The sequence below is a fragment of the Serratia sp. 2880STDY5682894 genome, assembly GCF_001537385.1.
GTDB classification, from domain to species: Bacteria; Pseudomonadota; Gammaproteobacteria; order Enterobacterales; family Enterobacteriaceae; genus Serratia; species Serratia nevei.
Genome location: NZ_FCJA01000003.1, coordinates 398,168 through 411,896, shown reverse-complemented (window position 1 = coordinate 411,896; position 13,729 = coordinate 398,168). Strand labels below are relative to the sequence as shown.

15 protein-coding genes are annotated in these 13,729 nt (G+C 60.0%); 7 read left to right on the top strand and 8 right to left on the bottom strand.

Going from position 1 to position 13,729, the window contains the following annotated elements; genetic code table 11:
- Positions 1 to 123: 123 nt before the first annotated feature.
- Entirely contained in the window at positions 124 to 1,596 is a 1,473-nt protein-coding gene (locus tag AWX27_RS10220; RefSeq protein ID WP_060421662.1) for a DUF3300 domain-containing protein, read from the top strand.
- Positions 1,597 to 1,645: 49 nt separating this feature from the next.
- Here the strand turns inward: AWX27_RS10220 and AWX27_RS10215 are convergent, their stop codons facing one another.
- Complete coding sequence (locus AWX27_RS10215) at positions 1,646 to 1,969, bottom strand: heavy metal-binding domain-containing protein (protein ID WP_004928400.1); 324 nt, start codon at positions 1,967 to 1,969, stop codon at positions 1,646 to 1,648.
- A gap of 159 nt (positions 1,970 to 2,128) precedes the next feature.
- Here AWX27_RS10215 and AWX27_RS10210 point away from each other — a divergent pair, with 159 nt between their 5' ends.
- From AWX27_RS10210 to artJ (AWX27_RS10185), 6 genes are all read left to right on the top strand, one after another.
- Positions 2,129 to 2,671, top strand: a complete 543-nt coding sequence (locus AWX27_RS10210; protein WP_049202208.1) for a lipoprotein — start codon at positions 2,129 to 2,131, stop codon at positions 2,669 to 2,671.
- 264 nt (positions 2,672 to 2,935) lie between these two features.
- Positions 2,936 to 3,664 carry an arginine ABC transporter ATP-binding protein ArtP gene (artP, locus tag AWX27_RS10205; RefSeq protein ID WP_038884338.1) on the top strand — a complete coding sequence of 243 codons (729 nt, stop codon included), beginning with the start codon at positions 2,936 to 2,938 and terminating at the stop codon, positions 3,662 to 3,664.
- Between the two features lie 32 nt (positions 3,665 to 3,696).
- Positions 3,697 to 4,428 (top strand): arginine ABC transporter substrate-binding protein, encoded by a 732-nt coding sequence (artJ, locus tag AWX27_RS10200; protein WP_004928409.1) that lies wholly within the window; start codon positions 3,697 to 3,699, stop codon positions 4,426 to 4,428.
- Positions 4,429 to 4,437: 9 nt separating this feature from the next.
- Positions 4,438 to 5,154: an arginine ABC transporter permease ArtQ gene (gene artQ / locus AWX27_RS10195; RefSeq protein ID WP_025159684.1), complete on the top strand. Its 717-nt coding sequence runs from the start codon at positions 4,438 to 4,440 to the stop codon at positions 5,152 to 5,154.
- The gene (gene artM / locus AWX27_RS10190; protein WP_033637817.1) at positions 5,154 to 5,822 is read left to right on the top strand and encodes an arginine ABC transporter permease ArtM; all 669 of its coding nucleotides are present in this window, start codon (positions 5,154 to 5,156) and stop codon (positions 5,820 to 5,822) included. Before artQ ends, artM begins: the two co-directional genes overlap by 1 nt.
- Before the next feature lie 199 nt (positions 5,823 to 6,021).
- Positions 6,022 to 6,756: an arginine ABC transporter substrate-binding protein gene (artJ, locus tag AWX27_RS10185; RefSeq protein WP_033637816.1), complete on the top strand. Its 735-nt coding sequence runs from the start codon at positions 6,022 to 6,024 to the stop codon at positions 6,754 to 6,756.
- Between the two features lie 32 nt (positions 6,757 to 6,788).
- Here artJ (AWX27_RS10185) and rlmC read toward each other — a convergent pair whose 3' ends face one another.
- The 7 genes from rlmC to AWX27_RS10150 form a co-directional block, all read right to left on the bottom strand.
- Positions 6,789 to 7,919: a 23S rRNA (uracil(747)-C(5))-methyltransferase RlmC gene (gene rlmC / locus AWX27_RS10180; protein ID WP_060421659.1), complete on the bottom strand. Its 1,131-nt coding sequence runs from the start codon at positions 7,917 to 7,919 to the stop codon at positions 6,789 to 6,791.
- Between the two features lie 69 nt (positions 7,920 to 7,988).
- Positions 7,989 to 8,468, bottom strand: coding sequence for a YbjO family protein (locus AWX27_RS10175; protein WP_060421656.1), 480 nt, complete (start codon positions 8,466 to 8,468; stop codon positions 7,989 to 7,991).
- Positions 8,469 to 8,572: 104 nt separating this feature from the next.
- Complete coding sequence (gene potI / locus AWX27_RS10170) at positions 8,573 to 9,418, bottom strand: putrescine ABC transporter permease PotI (RefSeq protein ID WP_025302238.1); 846 nt, start codon at positions 9,416 to 9,418, stop codon at positions 8,573 to 8,575.
- Complete coding sequence (potH, locus tag AWX27_RS10165; protein WP_049202213.1) at positions 9,415 to 10,377, bottom strand: putrescine ABC transporter permease PotH; 963 nt, start codon at positions 10,375 to 10,377, stop codon at positions 9,415 to 9,417. The genes potI and potH overlap by 4 nt, the downstream gene beginning before the upstream one ends.
- 24 nt (positions 10,378 to 10,401) lie before the next feature.
- Positions 10,402 to 11,535, bottom strand: a complete 1,134-nt coding sequence (gene potG, locus AWX27_RS10160) for a putrescine ABC transporter ATP-binding subunit PotG (RefSeq protein ID WP_049202214.1) — start codon at positions 11,533 to 11,535, stop codon at positions 10,402 to 10,404.
- A 122-nt stretch (positions 11,536 to 11,657) separates the two neighbouring features.
- Entirely contained in the window at positions 11,658 to 12,767 is a 1,110-nt protein-coding gene (potF, locus tag AWX27_RS10155; protein ID WP_060421655.1) for a spermidine/putrescine ABC transporter substrate-binding protein PotF, read from the bottom strand.
- A 406-nt stretch (positions 12,768 to 13,173) separates the two neighbouring features.
- On the bottom strand, positions 13,174 to 13,653 hold the full coding sequence (locus AWX27_RS10150) for a type III secretion system chaperone family protein (protein WP_060421651.1): 480 nt from the start codon (positions 13,651 to 13,653) through the stop codon (positions 13,174 to 13,176).
- Positions 13,654 to 13,729 lie beyond the last annotated feature (76 nt).

Genomic DNA, 13,729 nt, shown 5'->3' with positions numbered 1-13,729 from the left:
ACGCTCATCGAGAAATGATGACAGATAGCGCCGATGTGCAAGCGAGTATTTCTCTCGGCTGGCGCCCTGCTCACCCCATGATAGTCTCAAAGTATTATCTGCGCTGAAAGAGCGGAGTCGAACATGTTCACACCACGCTATCTGTCCTGGTTGCTCTGTGCCGCCATGCTGCCGCTCAGCGGCTGCGATCAGCAAAAAGTCGCCGGTGCGATGGGCGGGAGCACACCGCCCCCGGCCGCTCCCGCCGCCACTGCAAGTGCGCCGGCCTATACGCCGCTGACCGCCGATCAGCTTTACCAATTGGTCAGCCCGGTGGCGCTGTTCCCCGACAAACTGCTGGCGCAAGTGTTGGCCGGCGCGGGTTACCCTGACCAAATCAGCGCCGCGGATGCCTGGCTGGCGCAAAACCGCGGCCTGCAGCCGGCGGCGCTCAGCTCGGCGGCCGACGCTCAGCCCTGGGATCCCAGCGTGCGCGGCCTGGTGCAATTCCCCGACGTGCTCGATCAGATGGCGAAGAACATCCCCTGGACCACCGCCCTGGGCAGCGCCTACCTCAACGATCCCACCGACGTGATGAACGCCATTCAGGTAATGCGCCAGCGGGCGGCCAGCCAGGGTACGCTGAAAAACACCCCACAGCAGCGCATCGTCGTGGCTCCCACCACCCGTTACGTGGAGCAACAGTCTTATCGCCAGAGCGTGGTCGCAGCGCCGGGCGAAACCATCGTCATCGAGCCCAGCCAGCCTGATACGGTTTACGTCCCGCATTACGATCCCTGGGTGGCCTACGGCACGCCGATCCCCGCCTACCCCAGCTATCAGTATCAGCCTTCGGGCTATAGCGGCGGCGACATGTTGGCGGCCGGCGTGATCAGCTTCGGCGTCGGCATCGCGGTCGCCTCATTGTTCAATCAGCACAACAGCGGTTGGCACAACTGGGATATGCGCTGGGACGACCGACGCCAACCGGTGGTCTACCGCAATGCGCCTTACGTATCGCACTCCACCACCGTGGTAAATCGCGTCACCAACATCAACCAATATAACAACGTCAACAATGTGAATCGCAGCAGCACCAGCACGGTGAACAACTACAATACGCCCCCCGCCGCGCCGACGCCGCGCTTCAACGCATCGGCGCCGCAACAGCCGCGCGTCGCGCCTGCAGCCCATGCGCCGATGACCATGCCGAACTTTGCGCATACCCAGCCGGTAGCGGCCGCGCCGCACGTGCAACAATCGGTCAACGCGTCCCATGTGCAGCAACCGATGAGCATGCCGACGTTCACGCATACCGCGCCTACGGCGCCCCACGCGCAGCAGCCGATGGCCGTGCATTCAGCGCCGGTACAGACGCATCCGATGCCGGCCATCGCGCCGGTGCATCAATCCGCCGTGCGGCCACCGGTTCAGGTCGCGCCGCACCCGGCGGTAGTGCGCCCGACGCCGATGCCGCAAGAACGCGTCATGCCGCATCCGGCCCCGGCGCCGCAGATCCGCCCGTCGTTCGTTCAGCCGATACAGCATCGCCAGGAGCCGGCGCCGGTAAAACCGCAGGAGCACCGCCCGATCGTCGAGCAGCACAAGGTGGGGTAAAGCAAGAGAACGTCGCCCCGGCAGAATGGCCGGGGCGCGGAGAATAGCGTTAGCGGCTGACTTTCACCGCGGTGCCGCTGACGGTCACCATCAGCATGCTGCCGTCTTTGCCAACGGTTTCATAATCGATATCAATGCCGACCACCGCGTTGGCGCCCAGCTCTTTCGCCTGATCTTCCAGCTCTTCGAACGCGATCAAGCGTGCCTTGCGCAGCTCTTTCTCATAAGCGCCCGAGCGGCCGCCGACGATATCGCGCACGCCGGCGAAGAAATCACGAAAAATGTTGGCGCCGAGGATCGCTTCGCCGGTCACGACGCCGCAGTATTCGGTGATGGTGAACCCTTCCAGGGTCGGGGTAGTTGAAAGCTGCATCAGAATTCCTTGTTTGATTAATTCAACGTATCTATGACCAGAGGATTGGCATTATGTTCGCTTAATCAATGGCACGCAGTACGAATGCAAGGCCAAAAAACGCATTTATACTGTAAGCTATCGGTCTTCATGGTAGAGACTTTCACATAAGGTAATAAGATGAAAACAAAAACGATTGCGGCTGTTTTACCCTTAGCGCTGTTGCTGAGTGCCTGTACCACGGTGGAACCGGCATACAAGGATATCGGCACCCGCAGCGGCAGCTGTGTGGAAGGCGGCCCGGATACGGTCGCGCAAAAGTTCTATGACCTGCGCATCCAGCAGGGCGCCGGCCTGCCGGACAGTAACCGCCTGGCGCAGCTGCAACCTTACCTGAGCAAAGTGCTGTATCAGGATCTGGTCAGCGCCGGCCAGAACCCGGGCAAGCACCGGATAACCGGCGATCTGTTCTCCGGCAATGCGCAGGGGCCAAGCAGCGCGTCCGTCGCCAGCGCCTCGACCATTCCTAACACCGATGCGAAAAACATCCCGCTGCGCGTTGACTTGAGCTACCAAAAAGACGCCAACAGCACCGTGAACTGGCAGGACGAAGTGCTGATGGTGCGCGAAGGCACTTGCTGGGTGGTTGATGATATTCGCTACCTGAATGTTCCAGCGCACGCCACCAACGGCAGCGTGCGCCAGGTGCTGGAAAACCAGTAACCCGCAATACCCCGGCCGACGCGGGCTTGCCGCGTCGGTCATCCCCGCCGTCCGCCCACCGCTCGAATTTCGTCCAATAGAAAAAATTTCGCTACCGATCTCACAGCCTGCGCCACAAATCCCCTCCCTCGGCTTGAGTCGCGGTATCTTGTGCTAATCTTTTACTGTCCCGCCGCACACTCATAAATTTTAACGCACAAAGATTGCATAAGTATTCTGTGGAAGTTAACATTTGCGGCATCAATGTCTATTCAATTCTGGCGCATGAGTATTCAACTTAACGGTATCAATTGCTATTACGGCGCTCACCAGGCGCTGTTTGACATCACGCTGGATTGTCCAGCCGGGGAAACCCTGGTGCTGCTTGGCCCAAGCGGCGCCGGGAAAAGTTCATTGCTGCGGGTGCTGAACCTGCTGGAAATGCCGCGTTCGGGCCAACTGCAGATCGCCGGTAACCAATTCGACTTTAAGCAGGCGCCGGGCGAGAAAGCCATTCGCGAACTGCGCCAAAATGTCGGCATGGTCTTCCAGCAATACAACCTGTGGCCTCACCTCACCGTGGTTCAGAACCTGATCGAAGCGCCTTGCCGCGTGCTGGGTCTGACCAAGGCTCAGGCGATGGAGCGTGCCGACAAGCTGCTCAAGCGTCTGCGCCTGACCGACTTCGCCGATCGCTTCCCGCTGCACCTTTCCGGCGGCCAGCAGCAGCGCGTGGCGATCGCCCGTGCCCTGATGATGGAACCGCAGGTGCTGCTGTTCGATGAACCGACCGCGGCGCTGGATCCGGAAATCACCGCTCAGATCGTCAGCATCATTCGCGAACTGGCCGGCACCGGCATCACGCAGGTGATCGTCACCCACGAAGTGGAAGTGGCGCGCAAGACCGCCAGCCGCGTGGTGTACATGGAAAACGGCCACGTGGTGGAGCAAGGCGACAGCAGCCACTTCACGCAGCCGCGGACCACCGAGTTTGCCAACTACTTATCACACTAACAATTAACTTGCTGTAATTTGGGGAGTTTGCGATGAAAAAACTAATAATCGCCGCCGTTCTGGCCGGCATCAGCGTTTCCGCCTCCGCAGCCGAAACGATCCGTTTCGCTACCGAAGCCTCCTATCCTCCATTTGAATTTATTGACGCCGGCAACAAGATTCAGGGTTTTGATGTCGATCTGGCCAACGCCCTGTGCAAAGAGATGCAGGCCGAGTGCACCTTCACCAACCAGGCGTTCGACAGCCTGATCCCGAGCCTGAAGTTCAAGCGTTTCGATGCGGTCATGGCCGGTATGGACATCACGCCGGAGCGTGAAAAGCAGGTGCTGTTCACCAAGCCGTACTACGATAACTCGGCGCTGTTCATCGCGCAGAAAGGCAAAATCGCCGACGTGGCGGCGCTGAAAGGCAAGAAAGTGGGCGTGCAAAACGGCACCACCCACCAGAAATACCTGACCGACAAGCACCCGGAAATCACCACCGTGCCTTACGACAGCTACCAGAACGCCATTTTGGATCTGAAGAACGGCCGCGTTGATGCGGTGTTCGGCGATACCGCGGTGGTCAACGAGTGGCTGAAGCAGAATGACGCGCTGGCGGCAGTGGGCGCCAAAGTGACGGATAAAGACTACTTCGGCACCGGCCTCGGCATCGCGGTACGCCAGAAGAACACCGATCTGCAGGGCAAGTTCAACGCCGCTCTGGACAAGATCAAGCAGGATGGGACCTATGAAACCATCTACAAAAAATGGTTCCAGCAGTAATACGCCCCGATGAATGAATTACAACCTTTAGCAAGCGCCGCCGGCATGACCGTCGGCCTTGCCGTTTGCGCCCTGATCCTCGGGCTGATTCTGGCGATGCTGTTCGCCGTATGGGAATCGTCCCGCTGGAAAGCGGTCAGCTGGCTCGGCACCGCCTGGGTGACCGTGCTGCGCGGCCTGCCGGAAATCCTGGTGGTGCTGTTTATCTATTTCGGCTCGTCGCAGCTGCTGCTGATGCTCTCCGACGGCTTTACCCTCAACCTCGGTCTGTTCCAGCTGCCGATTCAGCTGGCGATCGACAATTTCGAAGTCAGCCCGTTCCTGTGCGGGGTGATCGCTCTGGCCCTGCTCTATTCCGCCTACGCTTCGCAGACGCTGCGCGGCGCGCTCAAAGCGGTGCCGCAGGGGCAGTGGGAGTCCGGCCAGGCGCTGGGGCTCGGCAAGGCGGCGATCTTCTTTCGCCTGATCATGCCGCAGATGTGGCGCCACGCCCTGCCCGGCCTCGGCAATCAGTGGCTGGTGTTGCTGAAAGACACCGCGCTGGTGTCGCTGATCAGCGTGAACGATCTGATGCTGCAAACCAAGAGCATCGCCACCCGCACCCAGGAACCCTTTACCTGGTATGTGATCGCCGCGGCCATCTACCTGCTGGTGACGCTGTTCAGCCAATACGTCATCAAACGCATTGAGCTGCGCGCCACGCGCTTTGAGCGGGGGCCAGTCTGATGATTGAGTATTTACCGGAGATCCTCAAAGGGTTACACACCAGCCTGACGCTGACCGTCGCCGCGCTGATCGTCGCGCTGGTGCTGTCGCTGCTGCTGACGGTGATCCTGACGCTGAAAACGCCAATCCTGACGCCGCTGGTCAAGATCTACGTGACGCTGTTCACCGGCACGCCGCTGCTGGTGCAGATCTTCCTGATCTACTACGGCCCCGGTCAGTTCCCGGCCATCCGCGACTACCCGTGGCTGTGGAACCTGCTGTCGCAGCCCTGGCTGTGCGCGATGATAGCGCTGGCGCTGAACAGCGCGGCCTACACCACGCAGTTGTTCTACGGCGCGGTGCGCGCCATTCCCGCCGGGCAGTGGCAGTCGTGCGAAGCGCTGGGCATGTCGCGCCGGCAGACGCTGCGCATCCTGCTGCCGTTCGCCTTCAAGCGCGCGCTGTCGTCTTACTCCAACGAAGTGGTGCTGGTGTTCAAAAGCACCTCGCTGGCTTACACCATCACGCTGATGGAGGTGATGGGCTACAGCCAGCTGATGTACGGCCGCACCTACGACGTCATGGTATTCGGTGCCGCAGGCCTGGTGTACCTGTGTGTCAACGGCCTGCTGACGCTGCTGATGCGCTTGGTGGAGCGCCGCGCGCTGGCGTTTGAACGCCGCAACTGAGGCCGCCTCCCCCCATGAGCCCCGCCATTGCGCGGGGCTTTTTTTATCCCCACAGCAATACTTAATCATTTATATTGCATTTTAATTCACCCAGTGGCAGGGTTATCAGCAAGCGCACACGTAAAAACCTCTGGCGATTACCAGTAAAAACAAACGATAGCGAATAATCACTTTCAGGATTCAGACAGGAGCTCTACGCATGAAAAAACTGCTGCTTGCCGCGACGATGTTGGCCGGGATCACCTTTAACGCTACCGCGGCCGAGACCATCCGCTTCGCCGCTTCCGCCACCTACCCGCCGTTCGAATCGCTGGACGCCAACAACCAGATCGTCGGCTTCGATATCGATCTGGCCAACGCGCTGTGCAAGCAGATGCAGGCGCAGTGCACCTTCACCAACCAGGCGTTCGACAGCCTGATCGCCGCGCTGAAATTCAAGAAATACGATGCGGTGATTTCCGGTATGGACATCACGCCGGAGCGCAGCAAACAGGTCGCTTTCACCCAGCCTTACTACGCCAACTCGGCGATCGTGATCGCGCAAAAAGGCAAGTTCAGCTCGCTGGCGGATCTGAAAGGCAAAAAGCTCGGCATGGAAAATGGCACCACCCACCAGAAATACATGCAGGACAAGCATCCGGAGATTAACACCGTCTCTTACGACAGCTACCAGAACGCCATTCTGGAGCTGAAAAACGGCCGTATCGACGGCGTGTTCGGCGACACCGCCGTGGTGAACGAGTGGCTGAAAACCAACCCGCAGCTGGCGCCGGTGGGTGAGCACATCACCGATGCGCAATACTTCGGCACCGGCCTCGGCATCGCGGTGCGCCCCGACAACCAGGCGCTGCTGGCCAAGCTGAACGCCGCGCTGGACGCCATCAAGGCCGACGGCACCTACAAGGCCATCAACGACAAGTGGTTCCCGCAGTAAGCAATAAGGCCCGGTTATCCGGGCCTTATGTTTTATAAAATCCGCACCAACAGCGTCAGCACTTCGTAGTGCGCGGTATGCGGGAACATGTCGAACAGCTGCACCCGTTCGATGCGGTACCCCGGCAACATCTCGATATCTTTCGCCATGCTCTCGGCATTGCAGCTGGAATAAAGAATATAGTCCGGCGCCATCTGGCTCAGGTAGTCGCACAGCGCCTGGCCGATGCCGCGCCGCGGCGGATTGACCAGCACCAGCTGCGGCACCTGACCTTCAGCGGTGGCGAAGCGGGTGGAATCGAGCGCCTGAAAATCTACGTGTAGCAGCCCTAACCGCTGCGCCGACTGGCGGGCGCAGGCGATCGCTTCCGCGCTGATTTCGATGCCGGTCAGCCGCGTTTGCGGTTGCGCGCAGTGCAGGCCGAAACCGCCGACGCCGCAGAACAGATCCCACATGCTGTCGATACCCAGTGCGCGCACCCAGTCGCGGGCAGTGGCATACAGATCGGCGGCCACCTGCGGGTTGGTCTGGAAGAAGCTTTGCGGGCGGATAAACAGCGGCACCTGATTGAACCGCTCCTCCAGCGCCTGCTGTTCGGTCAGCGCAATCTCGCGCTCCCCTTCCATGATCGCCATGTGCACCGGCTGAATATTGGCGGAGATCACCTTGAGCTGCGGCAGCTGCTGCTGCAGCCACGGCAGCGCGGCGCGCAGCTGCGCCAGCTTGGTTTCCGAACGCAGCACGAAGCGCAGCATCACGCCGCCGTCGAGCGAGCTTTCGGTCAGCAGCAGGTACTTCAGCTCGCCGCGTTTGCGCGCCACGTTATACGGCGTCAGGCCCGCGCGGGCAATAAAGCTTTTCAGCACCGCAAACATCGGCGCAAAGCCGGCGGGATACAGCGGGCAGCCGCTCAGATCGACCGGCGTGCCGTCGCGGTGCAGCATGCCGAGCAGCGGGCGCTCCACGCTGCCGCTGACCACCATCTTGGCTTTATTGCGAAATGCGCTCAGCTCTCCCGCCACCGGCTGCAGCCACTGCGCGACGTCGCGCCCGGCCAACAACGATTGCAGGTGATGCTGTTTGTCGGCCAGTTGCTGCGGATAGGGCTTTTCCAGCCACTGACAGGAACGGCAGGTGCCCGCCGTATACAAAGCGCAATGCATGAAGATTACCGTGAAGTTCAGGATGACGAATTAAGGGCGCAGAGTTTACCACTCCGCGCGCCTAAAATCTCACTTGCGCGCGGCGAAGAAGCGGCGGCTGGTGGTAGGGACGAACAGCAACGCCAGGATCACCACGTCGGGGATCTTTTGCAGGATCAGAACGTGCAGGATTTGGCCGCTGGTTTCCCCTTCCACGGTAAACACCTCGGGGAAAACGCTGCCGATGGTGGCCAACAGCAGGTAAAGCACCACGATGCACTGGCAGGCCACATAGCCCCAGCGCCCCCAGTTGCGGCCGCGCATCACCGCAAAGCCGCAGCTGATTTGCAGGCACAGCAGCATCAGGCCGGCCAGAAAAATAAGGGTAGAATCCCACGCCTGCGCGCTGGTGTTGACGAACTCCTGCGCACCGTCGACGCCCAGTTCGCCCAACAGCAGCACCACGCTGATACACTTGATCGCGACCATGGCGGTACCCGCCACCATCACCGGCACCGGCGCATCCGAAGTTGATCCCATTCCCTGCCCGCTTTTCAGCATGTCTGACATATCCGTGTTCCGCTACGACGCGCCACCAATACAGATGGCGCATGTAAAGTCAGGTAGTTAGTTGCAATACTTATTGATTGCAAAAATAGCAGGTTTGTTACGATTCAGCTACGGGCCGCCCGCTGTAATTCACGCGATCGTTGTTTTTCCGAGCGCGCCATAAACCACCAGGCGATCAGGCCGAGAATGCCCACCACCAGCAGGATCAGGCTGGCCAACGCGTTAATTTCCGGATTCACCCCCATGCGCACGCTGGAGAATACCAGCATCGGCAGCGTGGTGGCGCCCGGGCCGGAGACGAAGCTGGCGATCACCAGATCGTCCAGCGACAGGGTGAACGCCAGCATCCAGCCGGAGATCAGCGCCGGCGCGATCATCGGCAAGGTGATGACGAAGAACACCTTCAGCGGCGGCGCCCCCAAATCCATCGCCGCTTCTTCAATTGAGCGATCCACCTCGCGCAGGCGCGAGCTGATCACCACCGCCACGTAAGCGGTACAGAAGGTGACATGCGCCAGCCAGATGGTGAACATGCCGCGTTCCGACGGCCAGCCGAAGGCGTGCCCCATCGCCACGAACAGCAGCAGCAGCGACAGGCCGGTGATCACGTCCGGCATCACCAGCGGTGCGGTCAACATAAACGCAAAACCGGTCGAACCACGAAAGCGGCCGAAGCGCACCATCACCACGGCGGCGATGGCGCCCAGTACCACCGCGGCGGTGGCGGAGGCGGCGGCGATGGTCAGGCTGAGCCCCACCGCGCTGATCATCGCCGAGTCGTGAAACAGTTCGGTATACCAGCGCGTGGACCAACCGGCCCACACCGTCACCAGTTTGGAGCTGTTGAAGGAGTAGATCACCAGCATCAGCATCGGCGCATACAGGAAGGTAAAGCCGACCGTCAGGATGGCGATGCGCCACGGTGAACGCACTACCGGCAAGTTGTTCATTCCTGCCCCCCCATTTCCTTGTTCTGGTGTTTGTGGAACCACAAAATTGGCACGATCAACAGCAGCAGCATGATGGTGGCGACCGCCGAGGCCACCGGCCAGTCGCGGTTATTGAAGAACTCCTGCCACAGCACGCGGCCGATCATGATGCTGTCCGGCCCACCGAGCAGTTCCGGGATCACGAACTCGCCCACCGCCGGAATGAACACCAGCATCGAACCGGCGATGATGCCGCCGCGCGTCAGCGGCACGATCACGCTGAAGAAGGTTTTCAGCGGCCGGGCCCCCAGATCCAGCGACGCCTCCACCAGCGAGTAATCCAGCCGGATCAGCGCCGTGTAGATCGGCAGCACCATAAACGGCAGATAGGAATAAACGATGCCGATATACACCGCCAGGTTGGTGTGCAGGATCACCAGCGGCTGGTCGATCACCCCCAGCCACATCAGAAAGTTATTCAGAATGCCGTTGTTTTTCAGAATGCCCATCCAGGCATAGACGCGGATCAGGAACGAGGTCCAGGAAGGCAGGATCACCAGCAGCAGCAGAATGTTGCGGGTTGACGCTTTGCTGTGGGCCACCGCCCAGGCCAGCGGATAGCCGATGATCAGGCAGCACAGCGTCGAGACCGCCGCCACGCGCAGCGACTGCAGATAGGCGTCGATATACAGCGGATCGTCGGTCAGCTGCAGGTAGTTGGCGAAGTTGAGCGCGATGTTCAGCTTGCCGTCCGCCCAGCTCAGCAGCTCGGTGTAGGGCGGCACCGCCAGCGCCAGCTCCGCCAGGCTGATCTTGAACACGATCAGGAACGGCAGCATGAACAGCAGCGTCAGCCATAAATACGGCAGCGCGATCACCAGCTTGCGGCCGTGAGCCATCAGCAGGCGGTGGAACAGCGCCTTGAAGGTGCCGGGCGTTTTGGCCGGCGGTTCCGGCGTGCGTTCAGAAAGCAGGGTCATACGGGTTACTCCTCACCGGCTCCACTACACTGTCAACACTACGCAGCTGTCGGTTTCCCAGCACAGACGCACTTCATCGCCCCAGGTCGGCATCCCCTTGCGGAAACGGTGGCCGTTTTGCAGCTGGGCGCTGATAATCTGCCCGCTGTGCAGCTTCACGTGATAGATGGACAGATCGCCCAGGTAGGCAATGTGCGCCACTTCCCCCACCGCGAAGTTGCAGCCGTCTGCCGGCACCTGTTCGCACAGCAGGATCTTCTCCGGCCGCAGCGCCACCTGGATCGGCACGCCGTCCACCACCGAGGCGTCCGGATCCACCTTGATCGCATGGCGCAATCCGGGGCTTTGCAAGATCAGCGCGTCGTCGTGCCGCTCCTGCAATACGCAGTCGAAGACGTTGACCGAGCCGATAAATTCGGCGCTGAAGCGGCTGTTCGGATGCTCGTAGATCTCTTCCGGCTCGCCGATCTGCACGAACTTGCCGCGGTTCATGATGGCGATGCGCCCCGCCATGGTCATCGCCTCCTCCTGATCGTGCGTCACCATCACGCAGGTCACGCCGACGCGCTCGAGAATGTCGGTCACTTCCAGCTGCATGCGATCGCGCAGCTTCTTGTCCAGCGCGCCCATCGGCTCATCCAACAGCAGCAGCTTCGGCCGCTTGGCCAGGCTGCGCGCCAGCGCCACCCGCTGCCGCTGGCCGCCGGAAAGCTGGTGCGGCTTGCGCCTGGCGAACTCCTGCATGTGCACCAGCGCCAGCATTTCCGCCACCCGTTCGGCGATTTCTGCCCGCGGCATTTTGTCCTGCTTCAGGCCGAAGGCGATGTTCTGCTCTACCGTCATATGCGGGAACAGCGCGTAAGACTGAAACATCATGTTGATCGGCCGCTGGTACGGCGGCACATGCGACATATCCTGCCCATCGAGCACGATCTGCCCTTCCGAGGGTTGTTCGAAGCCGGCCAGCATGCGCAGCAAGGTGGATTTGCCGCAGCCGGACGGGCCGAGCAGCGCAAAGATTTCGCCCTTGTAGATGGTAAGGCTGACGTCTTCGACCGCGTTCTGCCCGTCGAAGGTTTTGGTGAGGTTACGGATTTCCAGCAGAGGGGTGAAAACCTTCTGCGACTTGGCTTGAGGACGAGGGATGGCGTCGTTCAATCGGGGTGCTCTCCGGCGTAAAGCGGCACAAAACCACGGCGAGCGCCGTGGCCCAAAACGGCAATGCAGGCGGGGGCACCCGCCTGCCGGTTTACCGACGATAGGGGGCTATCCCCCTATCATCACTTCCCGCTTTTAACTTTAGTCCATGCGCGGGTAATGACACGGTCCAGCTTCGGCGACTGCACGTTGAGCGTGAACAGCTTGGCGCGAACATCGGCCGGCGGATAGACGTTCGGGTTATCGCGCACTTCGACATTCACCAGCGGCGTGGAATCCTTCACCGCATTGGCGTAGTAAACGTGATTGCTGATGTCCGCCATCACGTCCGGCTTCAGCAAGAAGTTCAGGAACTGGTAGGCAGCATCCTTGTTCTTGGCGTCCGCCGGCATGGCGAACATGTCGAAGTAGGTCAGCGCCCCCTCTTTCGGGATCGCATAGGCCACGTTGACGCCGTTCTTCGCCTCTTTGGCGCGGTTGGCCGCCTGCATCACGTCGCCGGACCAGCCGATCGCCACGCAGATATCGCCGTTCGCCAGATCGTTGATGTACTGGGAAGAGTGGAAATAGCGGATATTCGGCCGCAGCTTCAGCAGCAGATCGTTGGCCGCGCCGGTATAGTCCGCCGCGTTGGTGCTGTTGGGATCTTTACCCAGGTAGTGCAGCACGGTGGCGTAGACTTCGCTCGGCGCATCGAGGAAGGAAACGCCGCAGCTTTTCAGCTTCTCGAGGTTTTCCGGCTTGAAGATCAGATCCCAGCTGTTGACCGGCGCGTCTTTCCCCAGCACCGCCTTCACCTTGTCGACGTTATAGCCGATGCCGGTGGTCACCATCATGTAAGGGATGCCGTATTTGTTGTCCTTGTCGTTGTGCGCCACCAGCTTCAGCATCTCGGGATCGAGATTTTTGTAGTTGGGGATCTTGCTCTTGTCGAGCGGCTCGAAGATGCCGGCCTGCGACTGACGCTCGAGGAAGTTGGACGAAGGAACCACCAAATCGTAGCCGGTGCTGCCCGCCATCAATTTGCCTTCCAACACTTCGTTGGAGTCAAAGACGTCGTACACCACCTTGATACCGGTTTCTTTCTGGAATTTGGCCAGGGTATCCGGCGCGATATAGTCGGACCAGTTATACACGTGCAGCGTTTTCTCTTCGGCTGACGCCGTGACGGACGCGGCCATCAACAGACCGGCAACCACACCCGATAACCACTTTTTACGTTGGGTGACCATCCGTAACTTCCTCCAAAACAGGGTGAATCATAGAATTGAACTTGTATCTGCAGCGATACAAAACCTTTCCTGATTGAGCGCAATCGTTGCAACCGCGAACTGAATGGCTATGCATATGATTGCATGCGCCTTTTTTCACTGCCCTGCTCGCGTGGTCACAAGGGAAATCGCAAGCCCTTTGCAGAATCAGCAGCATAGCCGCTGCTACCGCAACCCGCCAGCCCCCGGGGTAAAAAACGCCTTTTATCGATTTTTTATGCAGTTTTTCTCTATGTGATACGCCATTAACGGCACAAAAGGCGAGAAAGATCGGGCGGCAAAGGCCAAAGTGCAGAATATTTTATTGCGGAGGGGAATAACGGCAGCATGCCGCCGGAGCGACGGCATGCTGCAGGTACGGCGAGGATCAGTGCAGCATCGGCTGACGCGCGGCGCCAGCGGGGATCTCTTCTTCGTCCCCCATAAACAGCAGATCGTTCGCCCGCGCTTCGAGGATCACCATCGAGACCTGCTCTTCACCCTGCTGCATAAAGTGGGTGAACTGCTCATAAGTGATGCCGACCGCCACGCTCAGCGACTGGCAGACGATCAGCTTCGGCAGGTTGTCGTCCTGAATGTCGACAAAGGCTTTGATGGTCAGCGAACTGGCGTTGATTTGGCTCAGATCCGCCACCAGCGGGATCAGCGCGGTCGGCTTCACCTCGGCCAGCGCGGAGAACAGAATGACGTTGTCCACCAGATCTATCTTGGCGTCGAACACGCCGTCGAAGTTCTGCATGTGCGGCAGGTGCAGCGCCTGGCAGGAATCGCACTCAAAGAAAGAAATGCCCGACTGATCCAGCCAGCGCCGCAACAGCGCCAAATCGGGGACAATGAGTGAATCCATAATAACCAGCCTCACAATATTCAATACGCGAAAAGGCGCATAGCTTACGGAATATTCACCCGATACGCCACGATCA